Below are 18,690 nucleotides of genomic sequence, written 5' to 3'. Positions count from 1 at the left end.
CACTCCTACATATGATAGTAGGAGTATTTTACATCATGTTTTCCCCCTTGGCAAGTCATTCCCGGCTGCAAAAGCGCCAGCCACGCGCCAAACGCGCCCAGTGCGAGCCCCATGCCGCGCGCAAACAGCACCACACCGAGTCCCATGAGCGCGACCGGCAGCACCAGTCCCAGCACGTCCAGCAGCCGCTCTGCCGCACGCTCGCCCGCCAGCGCCGCGACCGCCGCCTGCAGCGCGCGGCCGCCGTCGAGCGGCAGCACCGGCAGCAGATTCACACACGAATACAGCAGGCTCAGATCCGCCCCCTCCGGGCAGCCGAGCCCGCGCAGGATGCAAAACAGCCCCGCGCCGGCGGCAGGGCCGGCCAGCGCCGCCGCGACCGTGCGCACCGCGTCCTCCGGCGGCGCGCAGCGCAGCGCCAGCCCGCAGGCCTCCATGCGCAGGCCGTAGATCTCCGTGCCGCACAGCACCAGCGCCGCAACATGGCCCAGCTCATGCACCGCCACGGCGAGCGCCAGCCGCGCGCACCAGCGCAGCGGCAGCAGAAAATACAGCCCGGCAAGCAGCGCGACCGCGCCCGGGCGCACATCGAGCGCAAAGCGGCGGCGCTTCATACGGCGGCGAGGTAAAACTCCGGATTGCAGTAATACCCGTCGTGCATCAGCTCGAAGTGCAGGTGCGGCCCGGTCGCCTTGCCGGTCGCGCCGACGAGCGCAATCTCCTGCCCCGCCGTGACCGTCTCCCCGGCGCGCACGAGCAGCTTGCTGCAGTGGCCGTAGAGCGTCGTGTAACCATCGGCGTGACGGATCTTCACATAGTTGCCGTACCCGTCATTCTGCCCGGCGGCAAGCACCGTGCCGTCAGCAAAGGCACAGACCGCCGTGCCGGAATTGGCCGCGAAATCTGTGCCATAGTGAAATTTCACCTTGTTTTCCAATGGATGCAGCCGGTAGCCGAAGCCGGACGAGGTATAGCCCGCGACCGGTGACGTGTGCGCAAACGGCAGCTCGCTGACCGCGTAGCTGACATTGGTCGGCACTGCATAGCCGGAATAGACCGCCTGCTCGTTGAGAAATGCCTCGCGCGCGGCAAGGGCCGCCTGCAGCTGCGGGCTCTGCGTCGGTTCGGGCGTCGGCGTCGGTGTCGGCTCCGGGGTCGGTTCCGGCGTGGGTGTCGGCGTCGGCTCCGGTGCGGGCGTCGACCAGACGGACATGTTCACGGCGGGCAGATACTGCCGCAGCTGTTCGTCCTGCGTCTGTACCGGCGCGGGCGCAAACACGCTGCGGATCTCGGCAAAGACGGACTTGTAATCATCGTCCGCGTTGATGGCCGGCAGCAGCACCTTGCGCGCATCTGCGGCCGCCGCCGGGGCGATCATCTTCACCGCCGTCAGCAGCAGGAATACCGCCGCGCACAAATAAACTTTCCAGCGCTTCATGCACATCACCCCCGATAAAAGGAGTGTATGCAGACAGGCCCGGTTTTAGCACGACGGCAGCGCCGCCGTACCGTCCGGCCCCTGATACTGGCCGACCATCGCCATGTCCACAACGCCGTAAATACACGAGATGAGCGCGCTGCCGAACGCCGCCAGAAAGTATTTGCGGTAGATCGCGCGCACATTGTCCCCGAGCAGATCCATGGTCATCCTCCTCGAAAAAGAAAAAAGCCGGACAAGGAACAGACATTTCAGTCTGCGCCTTATCCGGCTGCCGTTTCTCTGAACAGCTCGCCCTCCAGCGAACGAGGGTGTTATGCCAGAAGGAAGATGGATTGTCAAGCGGGAAAATGGCTTACTCAATGCCCTGCTGTTTGCACCAGATGTCCATGACGGTGTCCACCGGCAGGAGCTTGACCAGGCGCACCTGACGGCGCACCGGGTGGCCGAGAATGGAGACACTCTTTTTCTTCTTGAGATCCTGCATGGCCTGCGCCGCCACCTCGTCTGGGCCATACCACTTGTCCACATAGCGGATATACTCGTCATGGTGCGCGACCTGCTGGAACTCGGTCTTGATCCAGCCGGGGCAGACGCACATGACATGGATGCCCTGCGGGCGCAGCTCGCGGCCGATCGCGCGCGACAGGCTCAGGACATAGCTCTTGCTCGCGCCGTACACCGCCTGATACGGCACCGGCTGCCAGGCGGAGTTCGAGCCCATGTTGATGATGCTGCTGCCGGCGTGCATATACGGCAGGCTCGCGTGGCACATGCCAGTGAGCGCGAGCGAATTGAGCTGCGCGCTGGCGAGCAGCTTCTTGCGGTCCGCCTCGGCAAAGGGGCCGAACACGCCGCAGCCGGCCGCATTGACCAGCATCTTGATCTCGGGCTGCTCCTGCTCGAGCAGGGCCTGATAGGCATCGATGCTGCTCAGATCCGAGAGATCGAGCGCGATCGGGCGGATGGGGTTCGTGCACTTGTCGCGCAGCTCCTCCAGCCGCTCTTTTCTGCGGGCAATGACCCAGATCTCGTCATAGCGCGCGTCCTTGTCCACAGCGTAGACGAGCTCCCGGCCGATACCGGCGGATGCGCCGGTGATGACAGCAATGTTCATACGTTCTCCTCCAGAATGAAAATATCGGTAACTCTATCATACCGAACTTGCGCCGTCTGCGCAAGGGATTGGGGAATAAAAAATCGCTGCGAACGATGCAACGTCCGCAGCAATATGGTCGGAGTGTGTTTATGAATCATTTCATTAAAACTAGGACTCACTATAAAATTGTTGGCATAAAGAAAGAGCGCCAGCAAGTTTTTTACTTGCTGAGCGCTCTTGAAACTGTGCCGGAGATTGCCGTCCGGTCGGCTATTCTCTTTTCAGGCGGCATATCGCCGTCACCGTCCTTTCATAACCGCATGGGTCTTATTTTTCTGTTCTGTTCAGCGTGAATTTCTCACCCTGTGTCGCCGTACCCTTGCCTGCGGTCAGCTCAAGCCCCGTATCGATATACGCCACCTCGTACTCGCAGTCGGTCAGTGCCTCAGCTTCAAAGTCGATAAAGAGTGTCCTGCCGGACAGCGTGAAACGGAATTTATACGGTGCGCCGGAAAGCCGCAGCTCTCCGCTGCCGTCCTCACGGAAGGTATAGACGCAACTCTTGTCGGACATTGCAAAGCTGCCGTAGATGCTCTCGTCATGAGGGCTGCTCTCGGAGCGGCCGCAGCTACGGCACAGCAGCACGATGCCCGCTATGAGCAGCACCGCCGCAAGGGCGCAGGCAGTAAGAAAGAGCGTCCTTCTCCGCTTTTGCTTTTTGATCGCCGAGCGGCGCAGCTCACGCCTGCGGAGCATTTCTGCCTCGGTCATGGGTCTTTTCTGCGGCGGTATTCTGTTATCCTGCATTGCTTCACCTTACTTTACTTCAATATTCTGACTTCATCCAGGAAGTCAAAAAGCATCGGCAGACCGGTGCCGATGGGGTGCGTCCTCCCACAGACACATCTCGCCGGTCAGCGTGACGCAGGGCTTGGTCATACGAAAAAGGAAAAATCTGTCCGTGGCGGCGCGCTTCAAATGGAGCAGGGACACCTCTCCGTCGCCGTTCGGCTGGGGATACACGGTCAGAATGTGGCTGTCGCTTGCCGCCTTCCGGTCAAACCCCTGCATATCCGACTCAAAGTAATATCGTGAATGCCCGTTCTCACGGAAAACGAACAGCAGCTCCATGCCGTCGGTGGTGCAGCGGTCACAGCTGTAGGTATGCCCTTCTTGTAAGGGCAGCAGCAGGCCGCTGAAGGGAATTCTTTCCGAAACAGTCATGGCAGCTTCTCTCCTTTTTCTTATCGTAGTGTCCTGTAGTCCTTCCGAAAAGCGGCAACGCCGTGATTGCCGCCTTTCGGAAAGGGGCTTGCTGCCGAGTCCGCTTTCAGGAAAATAGGCGGTGGCGGAATGATCCGTCACCGCCTATTGTATTTAGGATATTTCGATTTCGGAAGCGTCGGCTTATTCAGCCTCGGATTCCTTTCTCTTTTTGCTGTTCAGACCCAGCACGGTCAGAACGCCGCCGCAGACGAACAGAGCAGCCAGCCAACCGATGAGGTTTCTGCTGTCACCGGTCTGAGGAGGCTTGGTGGAGTCGTCCTTTCCTGGCTTATCGGTGTTATTATCACCGCTGCCTGTATTGCCGGTGTTGCCGCCGTCGGGGAGCTTGTCGATGACCGTGTTCTCGCTGCGCTTTGCGCCGCAAACGGTGCATTCCTCGTGCTTGATGCCGGTGGCCTCCTTGGTAGCGGCTTTGTCGATCACCCACTGGAAGCTGTGTGCTGCCGTGTCGGCCTTATCGTCGCACTCGCACTCATGCCAGTGGTTGGTGCCGTCATACTTCCACTCTGTACCGTAGCTGTGGGTATGAGTGCTGCCTGTTGCGGGGATCGGTGCGGTTTCAAGAACCTTCTTGCAGACGGTGCATTCCTTATGCTTAGCGCCGTCGGCGGTTTCGGTAGCTGCCGTGTCAACGATCCACTCGCTGGCGCTGTGAGCCGCAATATCGGCCTTGTCGCCGCACTCGCACTCATGCCAGTGATTGGTGTCGTCATACTTCCAATCCGTGCCGTAGCTGTGGGTATGGCTGGGAGGCGCATCCTTATAGGTGGCCTCAATCTTCACATCATTACCGGGCATGGTGAAGGTGGTGGTGGCCTTGGTGGCGTCTGCCAGGGTGACATTGCCCTCCAGCACGACCCACTTGTCAAAGACCTTGCCTGCCTCCGGTGCGTCCGCCGTAACGGTCACAACGGTGTTCTGCTCGATCTTGTCGGTGATGGGGGTGCCAGCGGCAACGGAGGCCGTGCCCTTGATAACCGTGAGCGTATACGCCTCTACGGGGTTTTCGGCGAACTCCGCCTCGATCGTTACATCGTTTGCGGGCATGGTGAAGGTGGTGGTGGCGCTGGTCTCGTTAGCCAGTGTAATGCCGCCTGCCTTAACGACCCACTTGACGAAGTGCTTTCCGTCAGGAGCCTGTGCCGTAACGGTGACCTCAACGCCCTCCATGGCGCGGGTGATGGGTGTGCCTGCGGCAACGGTTGCCGTACCGCCGGTGACGGTAACGGCGTAATCCCGCAGGGCGGGGATCTCGGTGTTCTCGCTGCGCTTGGCGCCGCAAACGGTGCATTCCTCGTGCTTGATGCCAGTGGCCTCCTTGGTAGCGGCCTTGTCGATCACCCACTGGAAGCTGTGTGCTGCCGTGTCGGCCTTGTCGCCGCACTGGCACTCATGCCAGTGATTGGTGTCGTCATACTTCCACTCCGTGCCGTAGCTGTGGGTATGCGTGCTGCCTGTTGCCTTGTAAGTCACGATGACGGTCTTATCCGCATCCATTGTAACGTCCAGAACATTGGCAAGCACGGGCGTTGCAGCGCCGTTTACGGTGACCGTGTCGATCTCATAGCCCGCGTCGGGAGTAAAAATGATCGTTTCGGTCGAGCCTACTGCAAGTCCTGTCTTGCTCGCGGAGATCGTTCCGTGACCGCCGTTTACCTGCGTCGTAAGGCTATAGGTCGCAACGGGTGCGTCCTTATAGCTTGCCGCAAGCGCAACATCGTTTGCGGGCATGGTGAAGGTGGTGACGGCGCTTGCAGCATCGGCAAGAGTCACGCCGCCGGACTTCACGACCCACTTGTCAAAGACCTTGCCATCGGGAATTATCGCCGTGACGGTGATCTCAACGCCCGCAGCGGCGGAGGTAATGGCATTCCCCGATGCAGACGCCGTACCGCCTGTGACGGTAACTGCATACTCGGTCGCAGCGGGATTCTTCACAAACTTCGTCTCGCCGCAGTCGGTGCGCCGGCAGGTGTAGAGAATTCCATCGCTCTTGCCCTGTGTTGCCGGTTTGCCGCCGTCCCAATCATGGCTGAGCTTATCGATAACATGACCGTAGCGGAAAATCTGTCCGCAGCCTCTTGTACACTGATAGTCGCCGCTATAGCCTGTGGTGGTGCATCCGGGCTTAACCTCATTGACCAGCTTGTAGTTGCCGGCAATTTCGTGGAGGGACGGGGTAGCGGAGCCCTTCTTTGAGATCCTGTCGCACGCTGTGCAGTATTGGTTACCGGAATAGCCCTTCTCGGTGCAGGTTGCCGCTCTTACATCGCGCAGCTCAAAGGGGCCGCTATGTTTGAAGTCGCCGGTCTCGCCCTTTACGGTGCCGCCGCAAGCCGTGCAGCGGTAGTCGCCCTCATAGGCCCGGTGCCGGCAGTCGCCCGAATTGGCGTTATAGCGTTTGCCGCCATGGCTTGCATCCGTGGTGGCCGAGTTGGTCGTACCGTAGTAGTACAGCGGCTGCAGTGGACCGGTATGACCGGCGTTTGCAGGCGGGTAAATATCCGAACCGGCACTGATGACTTGGCCGCAGTCTGCGCAGGCGGTGTCGCCGGTGTAGCCCTTGCGGTCGCAGACCTGCGCCTTCGCATTGAGCACCGTGGTGCCGCCGCTGTGGTCACAGCCTGCATAGACCGGCTCGAAGAAGAATTGGCCGCCGCCGGGGGCGCCCATGGCGCTGAACGCCGGGATCGTGCAGCCCCACTCGAGTGCAGAGCCGTTATTGACGAGCTTAAACAGGCTCGCGACCTCGGTGCTGCTCCAGTTTTTCTTAACAGGACTTCCGTCATTGTATTCGCGGAGATACTCCACCTTCCAGCCGATGGCTTTCTGACCGTTTCTCTCCTCGGGATAAAGGCGGATCTTGTCGCCTGGCTTGACGATCATACGGGTTGCGCGGCCGTTTTTCACCGTCACAATGGCGGTGTCCTTTGTCCAATCGCCGTCAATTTTTTCCGTCTCTTTGTACTCGCAGACGCTGCATTCGGCCTCCATGCCGCCTTCGGCGCCTGCGGTGTCAGGGCACAAAACCACGTTCCAGCGACCCCAGCTGTGGGGAACCATGATGAACTCCTCGCAGCCGGGAACCTTGCACTTTTCGGGGTGGGCATAGCCGGACTCAAAGACGAGCTGCTCCACCGTCTTGGTCGAGCCGCCGATGTTGAAGGTATACTCATAGATACTGCCGAAGCCGGTGTAGTCCCAGTTCCAGCCGTAATCATGGACGTGACTCTTCACAAAAACGAAATAGTCGCAGACGGTGCAGACGAGCATGTCAACTCTGCCGCCGCCTACCGCGTCATAGCTTTTTTCAAGCTTAAAGGTATGCGGGAAGATGCGCTCCTTGTAGCCGGAGGTCATATAATGTGCTTCGTATTCTTCTGCGCCTGCTTCAAACAGGCACGCGAGCTTGTGGCCGTCGCTTTTGCGAACGCTGCCTACGGTAGTATTATGGGTATTCCCATCCTTATCGACCCAAGTGACCTTGTATTCCGGCGTTCTCTTGCCGTCGTCGGTGTACACAGGCTCACCGGCCTGCTGATAGCTGAAGGCATGGGTGGCAGTCAGCTTTGCCTCCGCCGTTTTCATGGTGTCCGAAGCGTCGCCCTTTCTGCCGATGACGCAGTAGTAGGAGTAGTCCTCCTGACAGGCCTGGGTGGAAACCGACATCTTCAGTGTAGAGGTCGTCACACCCATGTAAAACCTACCCTCCGGCAGCTTGTAGGGCGCCGCCGTGGGATGCTCATTATCCTTCCGATACCACTGATAGGTCAACTCGTCGCCTTTCAGGCTTCTTGCCGAGACAGAGAAGGTGACCGGGTGATTTTCATAGAACAGCAGGCCGTTTTCCGGCTCTTCGTTATAATCATCGTAGATGGAGGTCTTGCACTTGACGCCCTTGGGCTGGCGGGTGATGACGATGGAGCTGCCGCTGATGTAGCCGCAGACCTTGCACACGCCCTTGGCGTCATATTCATGGTTGGCGGCATTCAGCTTTTTACCGTCGCAATAGCGGCAGGGGTGCCAGTGCCGCGTTCCGTCAGCTGACCAGGACGAGGAAGCGATGTGGGTATGCCCGGCACCGCTGTGCTCCGCTTTCAGATGATCTTCAAAATCAGAGTCGCTGAAGCACCAGTCGTCATGATCGCAGCCCATCGCTTTCACGGCATCGAGGCAGCAGTCCTTGCAGCGCTGATCGCAGCCGTCCTCGCAGGGGTCGCTGTCGCAGAAGCACAGGCCGCAGTCCTCGCAGAAGTGATCCGCATAGTCCGTATCCATTGCACACATTCCCGCGGAGCAGTCGGAGTTGCCCTCGCAGCACTCCTTGCACAGCTCGCAGGTTTCGCAGAACTCGTCCTCGTCTTCCTTATCCGTGACCCAGCCGTCGCAGCCCGGGCAGATGTGCTCTTCCCACTCGGCGCTTTCCACGCAGGTCTCGCCGTCCGGGCAGCCGCCGGCATCGGAGTTGTCCCGGCAGCACTCCTTGCACAGGCCGCAGTCCTCGCAGCTCTCCTTGGCCAGCAGGCATTCCTCGCACTGCTCGCAGGCCGTGTGGCAATCGACGCAGTGGATGACGCCGGTATCATCGTCGTCCACGCACTCGTCCACCGAACCGAAGCAGGCGTTACACAGCGAGCAGTGCATCGGGTCGCTGTCATCGTTTGCGCAGTTGTCGCAGAAGCCGCAGGTGTCGCAGATGGTTATGGAGCAGCAGGGACCCTTATGGCATTCGCCGCACAGCTGGTCATCCTCGCCGATGTAGCACTTGGCGCAGGTGGAGCAGTGCGTATCCTCCATGCAGTCGGCGCATTTAAAGCACTCTGAGCACCAGTAGGGCGTGTCGCCCAGGCACAGACCACAGTCGTTGCAATGGGTCTCAACCCAGCAATCGTAGTTGCAGTCAATGGTGCAGAACTGGCAGTCGCAGCAATTCTCAGCCCAGTGGTAGTGGTCGCAGTTGGGGCAATCTCCGCCGGTGTCGTAGTCGTCCCAAAAGGCGTGGGTGGGAACCATCAGACTCGGCATCAGCGAGAGCAGCATTATAAGCACCAGCAGGATGCTGACGATGCGACTTCGTGTGTTCGTTTTTGTCATACTATCATTTCCTCCCTCAAAATCATTTTGAAGATTTGTCTATGCGTTTTGTGTTGCCTGATTTAAACACTGTCGATGACCGAAGCAAAGTAGTTTTCGGATACCGAACCGAAGAGAAAAGCGTCTATCAGACCCTCGCGCTTTGCCTGCCGCACCTGCTCGATCAACTCTCCGTCTGTATCATCATCCACAAAGAGAATGACACGGCAGTTTTCCGTGTTTCGTTTTACCTTGTCACAGATTGCCATTCGTTCTTTGAACATCCATGGTGAATACGCCTTGACCTCCATTAAGAGCACGTCCGGTCGATGTGTTTTGCACCACTCGGCGGTCGTGTCAGGCGATTCGGAGATCACGACCTGACAATCGTCCAGCTTCTGCATCAGCATTCGCTCCATGGTTTGCGCATGGATATCGCTCTGAATATCCAGCACGATCTTTTTCATCCTTCACCACCGCCTTGTCTATACACAACGATATTTATACACATTTTATTCTACGGATTTTTTAAGGCTTGTCACTGGCACAAGTGCCAGTAACGGAGCGAAAAAAATGTTTTTTCAAAATAATTCTGCCTTTTTTGCGCAAAGTACCCCTTGACCTGCTCGGTCAAGGGGTACTTTGCATTTATTCGTCCTTCAAAGTCGTTACCATGAGCTTATTTTCAATTGCGGTCGCAACGAGCGCCTCTCGGTTTTCAAACCCGCCTTTTCCCACCATATCGTCCAAATTCCAGCGAACGCCGTTTTTGGAGATGCCCAATTTATCGGCTATCTCCTGATAGGTGAAGCCCTTTATATAAAGGCGCAGTATGTCCAATTGCCGCGGCGAAAATTTATCGGACATTGTGCCCTCCATCTCGATGGCGGGTGAGGAATCGGGAAAGAGCTTTTCGCCTGCCAGGGTGCGCTTTACCACGCTCATCAATTCCTCTGTACCGTGGTCTTTATACCACAGGCTGTCGGCTGCGCCCGCTTTCGCTCTTTGCAGCACCTGCGGATCGACAAGCGAGGTCGCGGCTACTATCTTGATTTGCGGAAAAGCCTTTTTGATGCGCTCCGCGGCGGCAAGACCGGAGTGCTTGTGCTGCGTCTGCACATCCATAAGGACGAGCTTTACGGTGGCGTCGCAGTGCTTTTCCGCTTCAAAGGCGTCACGGAAAACGCCGACAAGATGAAACTCGCCGTCTGCCGCAAGACGATCGACAAAGTGCTTTTGGATGTACAGATCGTCCTCTACAAGTATGGTGCTTATCATAGCTCATTCTCCTTTTCGGGAATCGTGATGAGAAGCGCAAAGCGCGGCTCATGGGAAATATGCATCTCGCCGCCGTGGCTTTCAATGCTGTGACGAAGCGCGGAAAGTCCACTGCCCTCTCTGATCGGCCCCGTGGGCACTCTGCCGTTATTGGTTATGGTAATGTCGTGGCAATGATTGCGCTCGGCAATGCGGATATATACCTCATTCCCGTCTGCGTGCTTGATGCAGTTGGTCACGCACTCCTTGGCGGCGGCAACGGTCAGTTCCTCGGCGGCGGTATCGCGCGGAAGATAGCCCTCGACCTCAACGGCTACGCCGAGCTGCTTTGCGGTCTGCTGCACCTCCTGCATCGTGCCGACGGAGGTGACGCGGTTGCTTGCCAGCATACCGACGGCGTTTTGCAGGGCTTCGAGCTTTCTCTCGGTGTCCTCGCCGCTGCCGATGATGTCACGAATGGTCAGGAGGCTCCGCCCGATGGTATCGTGAATATAGACCTTTAGGTCAAGGCTTTCCTTCTCCTTGACATCGTCCTCCATGCGAGCGTACATCTTCCTGAGCTTTCGATTGACTTCTGCCAGTTCTTTATTTATTTCCTCTTGCTTTTGGTAGCCGTTATACAGCTCGGTTACATTGTGCGCCGTTATCTGTTGCCAGCGGTCATCGCTCTCCACGGTGATAGTTTGTGTGCGAAACTGCCAGACGGTCTTGTCGGGCAGGATGTAGCAATCATCCTTGACGGTTACGGATCTGTCCGGCACGCTCAGGGCATTTTCCATATCGCTTTTGATTTGCAGCTCGTGGCCGCAAAGGGCAAAGGACAGCCTGCGCATACGGTTGTTGCACAGGATGATCCTGCCGTTCGGGTCAGCAAAGCAGATGCCCATAGGCAGCTTATCCGTTGCTTCCTTAATGGAGAACGGCGAGAGCTCGTTCTTTTTACGGCGGTATTCCCGCGGCAGAGCAATGGCAAAGTGAACTGCCGCAAGGAAAATGGCAGCGGCAAATATCAGCCACGGTGCGCCCAGCAGAAATGCGTCCCCGATATTATCGGGATCTGCCCGGGAAACGGAGAACAGCAGTGGGATCATCACCGCCATAACCGCCAGACTCAGCAGGCTGCGCACCGGCTTATTGCTGCGAAGAAGCTGATACATAAACAGCCCGATTTCAAGGACGATCTCCACAAGCATGATAAACGGCAGCATAGTCTGCCAAAATTCAGAAAGGGAAGAAAATGCACTCATTTCCTGTCACCTTCTTTCGCTTCAAATACAAGGCGCTGGTATTCCTCGTCATCCTCTTTTTCACAGCGGATACTGTCTCCGCTTGCCAAAGCGGAAAGGTCGGCCTTGCAGCACACATTTAGTGACAAGCGCAAGCCGTTTGCCTTTATGAGGCTTACCTGTATGCCTGTTAAATTCAAAATATCGGCTTCAATAACCGATTCGTAAAAATCAAATACAGCAGTCGCCGTTTTGCCGGAGAGCATGGAAAGAGACTCGTCCACATAGAGCGAGCTGCGGACGCCCAACAGCTTTAGCGTTTGGAGCGATTCATTGAAGGCACGGTGGAGTTCCGTTGCCGCTATTTTAATATCTCGGTCGGTAAGGAGCGTCAGATGCTTGCGGCGTTTAATATAGCTGCACAGCACGGCAATCTCGGCAAGGAGCGTTTTGGCGCTGTCGGGATCGGTGCTTGAGATTCGGCGGTATTCCTTAGTGAGCTCCGCAATGCGGTCGATCTGCGTCTGCGTAGCGGAACGCAGGAGGTCATACAGGCGGTTTTGCTCCTCCACCTTGCGGCGCTTAGCTTCGCGCTTGTATTCATAACGGAGTATTTCGTTCCTGTCGGCAAGCTCGTCTGCAAGAAGCTCAGAGTTCTCCTTGATGTCACGCAAAGCCGACACATCCTCTGTCCATACGGCATAGCCGCCGTCAACAGGCATGGTGTGAACGGTCAAGCCGCCCATCGTGACCGGGCTTTGCTCGGCTTTTTTCATCGTTTCCTTTGAGATAGGCGCAGTGTTTACAGCTGCATACCGAACGGTAAAGTCCTTGTCAGTAATCTCTGCCGATGTGCCGACAGAGGAGGCAAACAAGTCCACATAACGGCTGTTTGAATGTATATATCCGCAGGCGATGCAAAACTCAAAGGTCAGAATATACATCACACTTTGGAACGCGGCAATATCGCCGAACAAGTGGAGCAGCCAATCCGCACCCGCATAGTAAAGTGCGCTGTAAACAATCGCCAGCAGCATAGGAACAATGGGAAGAAAGTGGAGCCTTCCTTTTTGCACACGGCATTTGAAAAACATAATTACGAGTGCGGCAAAGGCGCACAGCACCTGCCAGCCTGCAATCATGAAGTAGCCTATCGAGTAACCGTTGTTTTTGTCTGTCCACACGGCGGCGTCCTTCGGAAAGGTAAATACGAATTGGTGCAAGTCATTTGTAAGCACGAGCAGAAGCAATACGCCGGAGATGATCCACAGAACCGACATTCCCTTGGGAAATTTGTATTCGTCCGGCTTTCCCAATGACATGGCAATCAGCAGTGCCAGCATAGGCACAAACAGCATGGGCAGATAGAACAGATACCACAGGTAACGGACGGCATCCGGCTGCCAGAATATAAAATACTTTGCCGAACGGACTACCATCCATATGATGAGCAGTACTGCGGTGACCGTCATAAACCTGCACACCTGCTTTTGCACGATCCGCTGACGGACGGAGAGCCCCCAGGCAGCGAATAGGCCAATATAGATAAAGCTGCGCAGATAGGAAAACAGCATCGGGTAGAAGCTGCCCCTGCCTACAATTCGGAAGCAATATGCCAGTATCACGGCAAGTACAGCGATGCCGCTTGTTATGATAGTATTCTTTTTCTGTTCGGTCATAAACAGACCCCATTTCGCCTTCATTCGTTTTTGTTTTTCCTTGGGTATACCTTTTCAAATTAATCTATAGCATAAATCCGTCTGTTTCTCAACTGCCTCTTATAAGGCTTTGCACAAAAGCCACACTTTTTACCCACAACAGAGAAAAAGGGCGGTCTTTGACCTGCACAAGTCGAACTGATTCCATCTTATACTCTGCCTTGATAGAGTTATTTGTCTTTCCTTTCTGCTGTAGTTATTTTTCAGTTGGGTAAGTTCACTTTCTCCTTCCGTCATGACAGGTGGCACCTGTCACTTCGTCGTCGCAAACTCCGCACTATTCGTTTTGCTAAAGAGTTTGTCGGATATCCTTTTGTTCGCCGCCTGACCTGCGACATCGTTGTCCATGCAGAGATAGACGGTGTCGATATTGGAATTCGCTTTCAGCATTTGAAACAGCACCTGATCCCCGACACAGCGGGCGGCAGCGTAGCTGTGACTGCGCCAATTTTCCTTGTGCAGAGAAATAAAGGACCGCATATCTGATTTCTCCTTTTTAGGGTAATAAAAAAGGCAGATAGATTTTTGCTTTCTATCTGCCTGTGTATCTGATATTTACTTTTCGGGAATTCAAGTCTATCCACAAAGGGAAAACGGCGATTTTACATCTGTGTTTTGGTACAGAGAAAAATCGCCGTTTGGGTAGCAAAAAAGCCCGATATATTCGGGCTTTTCGCAGGAGACATCTTTTTTGCCTCCACATTATGGTCGGAGTGGCGAGACTTGAACTCGCGGCCTCATGGTCCCGAACCATGCGCGCTACCATCTGCGCTACACCCCGATGCAGCTTTTTCATTATAATGATAACGCACACGGTTGTCAAGTATCAATTCTCATTTTTACAGAGAAATATGCGAAATTTGTCGATTCTTGTTTTCGGAAGAAATGTTTCTTTCTGTTATTTTCATCTTGACAGCATTCCGGAATCCCACTATAATAAAACCACTGCGGTCAGCCCTGTCTTGCAAACTTTGCTGACTACATCCTTGGAGACTGTGCACTGCTGCCAGTCTCCTTTTTTCTTTCTTTCAATGCTGCGAAAATATAAAAATGCCGCGACGTTTGTCGCGGCATTTTTATGGTGGACGATACAGGACTCGAACCTGTGACCCTCCGCACGTCAAGCAAATCGTGCCAAGCCGGAAAGCACTGGCACGCAAGCGCTTGCGCAGTCTGTGCGAAAATTTATCCCCGCAATTATCCCCGCGTCACTGCTTGGGCGGCTTGCGCACGGGGTAGATGACGGTCTCGCCGTCCGGCGGCATATCATCCGCGTGGATGTAGGTGGGAGCTGTCCACTTAAGGATCAGACGGCGATCATCCTGCGGGCCTGCCCAGTAGTGATGCCAATGACCGCGGCGGGCGTGCGGCCGCTTTTTGCCGCCGGGCGTGCTGCCGGCATCGGCATCCTCGTCTGCCTCAGCGCGCGCTCTTGCGCCGCGGATGGCCGCGCCCATGCGCACGCCTACATACTGCAGATCGACGGTGCTGGCCTTGCCGACGTCGTCGGGCTTGCGCGGGATCTTTTGCGTGTGCTTGTGATCCGGTGCAGCGGCGATGTCCGCGCCGTCGGAGATGATGTACAGGATGATCTGGATCACGCCAAGGATGATGCGGCCGAGGGGCGCAAAGTCCGAGACGGTGCTGATGTCGACGCCGACATTTTCCTGTGTGCGATCCAGCGTGGCCCGCACACAGTCGCCGATCGTGCCGGACGGATCCAGATGCAGCACCTGCGGTACGGTGCCCTGCATATCATCGTACAGCCACTGCACGCGCAGCTCCGTCGAGCCGTGGTTTACGTCGTAGTCAATCCATGCAAAAAAGCCGTCGACGCCGGGCAGCTCCGGGTGGTGAGCCTTGACATAGATGCAGGGGTACGGCAGGTGCAGCAGCAGGTCGACCGGCAGGACGTCGGTGTCCTCCATGTCCTCCGCCTGGGCAAAAAGCATCTCGGCCATGTCGTCATCGATGGCATAGATGATGCGGCTGCGCCGCCACGCCCAGCAGGCCGTAAGCTCCGCCGACGTGGCTGCGGCATCCAGGCCGCTCCGGCCGTGGGCGTAGGTAAGGTAGGTGTAGGCGGCGTTGATCGGCAGCGGGCAGTAGTCCGGCCACGCAAAGCCGTCCTCGCCGTTGGCGGTCGCGCAGCTGTCAAGCTGGCGATAGGCATCCGGGCAGTCGCGCAGCCACTTGCGCAGCAGCGGCAGTGGGGTCTCGCGATCTCTCATGCTAACACCTCCGTCACAGCCCGCATTGCTTTGCAAGCAGCAGCCGCACATACGGCTGGCACTCGCGGCTCCCGGAGATCCACCCCTGCAGCGTGCGCAGCGGGATCGCAAACCGCGCCGCAAAATCTGTCTGCGACAGGCCGGTGTGCTGCACGATCTCGTTGACGGACAGGTGCGCGTAGCGCCAGATGGGCCGCAGTTCTGCGGCCAAGGCCGGAAGCTCGTCCTCGCTGACACCAAAGATGTCTGACGTCGCAACATCGGACACGAACGCATCCGGATCATCGTAGGCAGTGGCCTCCTGCAGCGCTGCCGAAAACTGCTTATCCGTGAGATCGTAGTGCTCATCCAGATCGTCTGCGCTGGCATAGATCCAGGCATGCGCAACATATGCCGCAGAGTATCCAGTCTTAGGGTCGCGGCGCAGCGTGATTGCAACATCGACACCGCCCTTCCCGCCGAGAATGCCTGGCTTGTACTCGGCACGGTAGCCGACGATGGAGATGTATGACCCACGGATACCGGCGCTCGAGACGAGGCGATGGAGGTTTCCGTTGATCGCGTCTGTGAGTGTGGTGCCGCTGATTGTGTCCGGCCACGGGCTATCGGCCACATACACCTCATACTCGTTTGCGGTGATACCTTTGCTTTCCATTGCGTTTTGCCTCCTTAAGTAGCCTCACGCCAGGCTGCCAGAGCCTTGGCATAGTTTTTGAGCGCGTCGGCGTCATCGTTGCTGATGCGGACCTCCGCATTGTCAACGTAGATGCGGTAGCCATAAGCCGCCGTACCGTAGACCTTGCCGTTCCACCGGCCAGCCGGGTAGCAGTCCGGCCGGACCGGCTCCGTGATGCCGGATGCCTCAGCGGCCGCGACGCGCTCGCGCTTGGCGGCGGCTTGTTTGGCAAGATACTCCGTGTCTACAATGCTATCGTCGATCACGGCGCCGAACGCCCTCGCGCGCTCGATCTCGTCGTAGGCGTCCTCCTGCGGGACGACCTTGATCCATTTTTGCTCTCCGCGCTGGACGCTGTAGCCATAGGTAATGTAGTCATCCGCAAATAACCAGCGGTACCCGAGCGCCTTAATGTCGTCCTTGCGCGGCATGGTGTCGCCGCCGAAAAACAGGACGACCGGCGTGTTGTCTTTGTACGGATAGCCGGTCATATGCAGCGTCAGGGGCAGCTCAGCCTCCGCTGCGGCGGCAGCCTCGCGCTCGGATGCCTTGCGCGCAGTGTAGCAAGCATCGCACTCATCAAAGTTTGCGGCTGCCCATGCCTCCCAACCATCCGCCTCGCGGCGATTGCGGCAGATTTTGGTGCGCGTAAACGTTGCGCCGCAGGTGGCGCAGGTGCAGGTTGCGGTCGCTTTTGCCATGATGATTTATCTCCTTTCTCGAGTCCGAATGTGTATCCTTACGAGATTACTCGTCGACCCAGCCCCAGAGGTCAAACCATGTGGTCGGGCAGCGCAGCTTGTACGTGACGCCGGAGCCGGTGGCGTTATACACCTCGTAGTTGGCCTCCATGTAGCACGGCGCGCAGCCGTTGGAGCGGCGAGAGATGTCCGCGAGATCATCGAGCTCCGAGATCGGCTGCTCGGTCTCGAGATACAGTGCGCGTGCCTCGCTTGTGATGGGATCACGGAGGATCTCCATGTTGTGCTTTGCCTGCAGTGCTTTTGCCTCGTTGCGTGTCATAGTTTTCGTCCTTTCCGGCCTGCTGGCCTGTCGTGTTTTCCTTTTGATGATTTAAGTATACGCTCAATGAGCGTAAATGTCAAGTGCTTTTACGCTCAAACGACGTAAAAAGATGCATAAAAATTGGTGCGGAAGTTGTGCAGGATACAAAAAATCCCCGATAGCCGAAGCCATCGGGGATGCCGGTGTGTCAATGTCACTTGTCCGTCAGCTGCTTGACGCTCTGGTTAAGACCCGTCGCCGCCCAGCCGGACACGATGCCGACGGCGGCAGCGTTGAGCCAGTCATGCGCCGGATAGTCCGGCACGCCCATCGCCCAGGCAACCACGCCGAGCACCAGCCCGGCCGCGCCGCAGATGATGGGGATCCATTTGTCAGCCACGCTGGTGGCCTTGACGGCCATGCCCAGCAGATACGCGATGGCGGTGATCGCCGCCACAGATGCAATGCCAAGTTCCATATGTATACTCCTTTCATTTTTCCGCCGGAAGCTGCAAAAATTTGTGGTGGATATCATCCATCACACCGTTTGCCCCCAGCGCGTGATACTGCTTCCAACAATTCTCAAAATTCTGGCGCGCATAAATCGGTGCATAGCCCCGGTCGTGCCACTTGTTGTAGTCCGCGATCATCTGCGCGCGCAGCAGAGCTTGTACGCCCAGTTTGGTCGCCGCCGTGTCTGCCCGATCGTGCTTGATCTGATTGGCCAGATGCTTTATCATCCCCAGCAGTGCCGAGATCAGGATGGTCGGCACGCCCAGCAGGCAGAGCCACTGATATGTACTCACGGCTGCCTCACTTTCCATCCATCATCCGCTGGCACACGACCAGCGTCCGCAGCATATCCCGCGACAGGTTGATCTTTCCGCCGCCCTCGCCCGCGAGCGCGCCGGTGTCTACCATCCGCTGCACATCCTCGCGCGCCCAGTCGGGCACGTCATCCACCGTAGCATAGCGCGGATTGCTTGCCTCTGCGTACCTCGTGCCGATCATCAGCCCCCGGATCATATCCAGCGACAGATTCAGGTTGCCGCGCTCGTCGCCACGCAGCGCCCCCGCCGCCATCAGGTCGCGCACCGTGTCCTGCGCCCAATCGGGCACCTCGTCGATCGTGTTATACCGTGTCATATCCTCGTCCTCCTCGTCTGTGTTGGTTGTCAGCATTGCCTTAAATGCCGCCCACTGCGCCGGGTCATCCACCCACGGCATGGGGCAGCGCTTGCCCGTCACGTCGTAGTGCCGCACAACGTGCTCCGTGTCGATGCCATAGCGCTGCATAATCTCCCGCGCCAGCGCCGCGGCGTTGGCCACGGTCTCCGGCTTGATGTAGTAGCTGCCGTCGGCGCGCTTGCGGCTGCACATCTCGATGCCGATGCTGTTGCCGTTGCGGCACTCGGGGTGCCAGTACGCCCGCGCGCCGCAGTGCCACGCCGTGTCGCACTCGCGCACGGACTGCATCGCGCCGTGCTCGTCGCAAAAATAGTGCGCGCTGGCCTGCAGGCCGCCCACGCGGTGGTAGTAATCGCAGTTGTTGCGCGCAGTGTCACCGTTGTTTGCCGTGTAGTGCATCACAATGTACCGCACCGGCTGCGTGCGCCCGGCGCGGTAATTTGACGGATCGCAAGAAACAAATTCCATGCT

General features: G+C 57.3%; 18 protein-coding genes, 1 tRNA gene and 1 pseudogene. All 20 read right to left on the bottom strand.

Features of this window, described 5'->3' with window-relative positions:
• Positions 1-5 precede the first annotated feature (5 nt).
• Complete coding sequence (locus OGM61_06880; protein ID UYI83583.1) at positions 6-614, bottom strand: hypothetical protein; 609 nt, start codon at positions 612-614, stop codon at positions 6-8.
• Positions 611-1,438, bottom strand: coding sequence for a M23 family metallopeptidase (locus OGM61_06875; GenBank protein ID UYI83582.1), 828 nt, complete (start codon positions 1,436-1,438; stop codon positions 611-613). Before OGM61_06875 ends, OGM61_06880 begins: the two co-directional genes overlap by 4 nt.
• A gap of 57 nt (positions 1,439-1,495) precedes the next feature.
• Positions 1,496-1,642: pseudogene (locus OGM61_06870) on the bottom strand (multidrug transporter MatE).
• A 151-nt stretch (positions 1,643-1,793) separates the two neighbouring features.
• Complete coding sequence (locus OGM61_06865) at positions 1,794-2,555, bottom strand: SDR family NAD(P)-dependent oxidoreductase (protein UYI83581.1); 762 nt, start codon at positions 2,553-2,555, stop codon at positions 1,794-1,796.
• 309 nt (positions 2,556-2,864) lie between these two features.
• The gene (locus tag OGM61_06860; protein ID UYI83580.1) at positions 2,865-3,308 is read right to left on the bottom strand and encodes a DUF5640 domain-containing protein; all 444 of its coding nucleotides are present in this window, start codon (positions 3,306-3,308) and stop codon (positions 2,865-2,867) included.
• Between the two features lie 81 nt (positions 3,309-3,389).
• Entirely contained in the window at positions 3,390-3,761 is a 372-nt protein-coding gene (locus OGM61_06855; GenBank protein UYI83579.1) for a hypothetical protein, read from the bottom strand.
• Between the two features lie 183 nt (positions 3,762-3,944).
• Positions 3,945-8,918, bottom strand: a complete 4,974-nt coding sequence (locus tag OGM61_06850) for a hypothetical protein (protein UYI83578.1) — start codon at positions 8,916-8,918, stop codon at positions 3,945-3,947.
• A gap of 62 nt (positions 8,919-8,980) precedes the next feature.
• Positions 8,981-9,364, bottom strand: coding sequence for a hypothetical protein (locus OGM61_06845; GenBank protein ID UYI83577.1), 384 nt, complete (start codon positions 9,362-9,364; stop codon positions 8,981-8,983).
• A gap of 181 nt (positions 9,365-9,545) precedes the next feature.
• The gene (locus OGM61_06840; GenBank protein ID UYI83576.1) at positions 9,546-10,175 is read right to left on the bottom strand and encodes a response regulator transcription factor; all 630 of its coding nucleotides are present in this window, start codon (positions 10,173-10,175) and stop codon (positions 9,546-9,548) included.
• Positions 10,172-11,383: an ATP-binding protein gene (locus tag OGM61_06835; GenBank protein UYI83575.1), complete on the bottom strand. Its 1,212-nt coding sequence runs from the start codon at positions 11,381-11,383 to the stop codon at positions 10,172-10,174. The genes OGM61_06840 and OGM61_06835 overlap by 4 nt, the downstream gene beginning before the upstream one ends.
• A gap of 35 nt (positions 11,384-11,418) precedes the next feature.
• On the bottom strand, positions 11,419-13,080 hold the full coding sequence (locus OGM61_06830) for a hypothetical protein (protein UYI83574.1): 1,662 nt from the start codon (positions 13,078-13,080) through the stop codon (positions 11,419-11,421).
• Between the two features lie 291 nt (positions 13,081-13,371).
• Complete coding sequence (locus tag OGM61_06825; protein UYI83573.1) at positions 13,372-13,599, bottom strand: toprim domain-containing protein; 228 nt, start codon at positions 13,597-13,599, stop codon at positions 13,372-13,374.
• A gap of 225 nt (positions 13,600-13,824) precedes the next feature.
• Positions 13,825-13,900 (bottom strand) — tRNA-Pro (locus tag OGM61_06820).
• A 427-nt stretch (positions 13,901-14,327) separates the two neighbouring features.
• Positions 14,328-15,350, bottom strand: coding sequence for a hypothetical protein (locus OGM61_06815; protein ID UYI83572.1), 1,023 nt, complete (start codon positions 15,348-15,350; stop codon positions 14,328-14,330).
• A 13-nt stretch (positions 15,351-15,363) separates the two neighbouring features.
• Positions 15,364-16,005 (bottom strand): hypothetical protein, encoded by a 642-nt coding sequence (locus tag OGM61_06810; GenBank protein ID UYI83571.1) that lies wholly within the window; start codon positions 16,003-16,005, stop codon positions 15,364-15,366.
• Between the two features lie 14 nt (positions 16,006-16,019).
• Positions 16,020-16,727: a hypothetical protein gene (locus tag OGM61_06805; protein ID UYI83570.1), complete on the bottom strand. Its 708-nt coding sequence runs from the start codon at positions 16,725-16,727 to the stop codon at positions 16,020-16,022.
• A 46-nt stretch (positions 16,728-16,773) separates the two neighbouring features.
• A complete protein-coding gene (locus OGM61_06800) occupies positions 16,774-17,049 on the bottom strand; it encodes a hypothetical protein (protein ID UYI83569.1) in 276 nt (91 codons plus the stop codon).
• A 196-nt stretch (positions 17,050-17,245) separates the two neighbouring features.
• A complete protein-coding gene (locus tag OGM61_06795; GenBank protein UYI83568.1) occupies positions 17,246-17,509 on the bottom strand; it encodes a phage holin family protein in 264 nt (87 codons plus the stop codon).
• A gap of 13 nt (positions 17,510-17,522) precedes the next feature.
• Entirely contained in the window at positions 17,523-17,837 is a 315-nt protein-coding gene (locus OGM61_06790; GenBank protein ID UYI83567.1) for a hypothetical protein, read from the bottom strand.
• A 7-nt stretch (positions 17,838-17,844) separates the two neighbouring features.
• A complete protein-coding gene (locus OGM61_06785; GenBank protein ID UYI83566.1) occupies positions 17,845-18,687 on the bottom strand; it encodes an N-acetylmuramoyl-L-alanine amidase in 843 nt (280 codons plus the stop codon).
• Positions 18,688-18,690: the final 3 nt, after the last annotated feature.

It is taken from the genome of Clostridiales bacterium, from assembly GCA_025757645.1.
In the GTDB taxonomy this organism is placed as follows: Bacteria; Bacillota; Clostridia; order Oscillospirales; family Oscillospiraceae; genus CAG-103.
This window is presented reverse-complemented; position numbering and strand designations above follow the sequence as displayed.

What these genes read in the sequence shown, in the direction of transcription:
- OGM61_06880 (UYI83583.1), bottom strand. Translation starts at nt 614, where the DNA reads ATGAAGCGCCGCCGCTTTGCGCTCGATGTGCGCCCGGGCGCGGTCGCG.
- OGM61_06875 (UYI83582.1), bottom strand. Translation starts at nt 1,438, where the DNA reads ATGAAGCGCTGGAAAGTTTATTTGTGCGCGGCGGTATTCCTGCTGCTG.
- OGM61_06865 (UYI83581.1), bottom strand. Translation starts at nt 2,555, where the DNA reads ATGAACATTGCTGTCATCACCGGCGCATCCGCCGGTATCGGCCGGGAG.
- OGM61_06860 (UYI83580.1), bottom strand. Translation starts at nt 3,308, where the DNA reads ATGACCGAGGCAGAAATGCTCCGCAGGCGTGAGCTGCGCCGCTCGGCG.
- OGM61_06855 (UYI83579.1), bottom strand. Translation starts at nt 3,761, where the DNA reads ATGACTGTTTCGGAAAGAATTCCCTTCAGCGGCCTGCTGCTGCCCTTA.
- OGM61_06850 (UYI83578.1), bottom strand. Translation starts at nt 8,918, where the DNA reads ATGACAAAAACGAACACACGAAGTCGCATCGTCAGCATCCTGCTGGTG.
- OGM61_06845 (UYI83577.1), bottom strand. Translation starts at nt 9,364, where the DNA reads ATGAAAAAGATCGTGCTGGATATTCAGAGCGATATCCATGCGCAAACC.
- OGM61_06840 (UYI83576.1), bottom strand. Translation starts at nt 10,175, where the DNA reads ATGATAAGCACCATACTTGTAGAGGACGATCTGTACATCCAAAAGCAC.
- OGM61_06835 (UYI83575.1), bottom strand. Translation starts at nt 11,383, where the DNA reads ATGCTGCCGTTTATCATGCTTGTGGAGATCGTCCTTGAAATCGGGCTG.
- OGM61_06830 (UYI83574.1), bottom strand. Translation starts at nt 13,080, where the DNA reads ATGACCGAACAGAAAAAGAATACTATCATAACAAGCGGCATCGCTGTA.
- OGM61_06825 (UYI83573.1), bottom strand. Translation starts at nt 13,599, where the DNA reads ATGCGGTCCTTTATTTCTCTGCACAAGGAAAATTGGCGCAGTCACAGC.
- OGM61_06815 (UYI83572.1), bottom strand. Translation starts at nt 15,350, where the DNA reads ATGAGAGATCGCGAGACCCCACTGCCGCTGCTGCGCAAGTGGCTGCGC.
- OGM61_06810 (UYI83571.1), bottom strand. Translation starts at nt 16,005, where the DNA reads ATGGAAAGCAAAGGTATCACCGCAAACGAGTATGAGGTGTATGTGGCC.
- OGM61_06805 (UYI83570.1), bottom strand. Translation starts at nt 16,727, where the DNA reads ATGGCAAAAGCGACCGCAACCTGCACCTGCGCCACCTGCGGCGCAACG.
- OGM61_06800 (UYI83569.1), bottom strand. Translation starts at nt 17,049, where the DNA reads ATGACACGCAACGAGGCAAAAGCACTGCAGGCAAAGCACAACATGGAG.
- OGM61_06795 (UYI83568.1), bottom strand. Translation starts at nt 17,509, where the DNA reads ATGGAACTTGGCATTGCATCTGTGGCGGCGATCACCGCCATCGCGTAT.
- OGM61_06785 (UYI83566.1), bottom strand. Translation starts at nt 18,687, where the DNA reads ATGGAATTTGTTTCTTGCGATCCGTCAAATTACCGCGCCGGGCGCACG.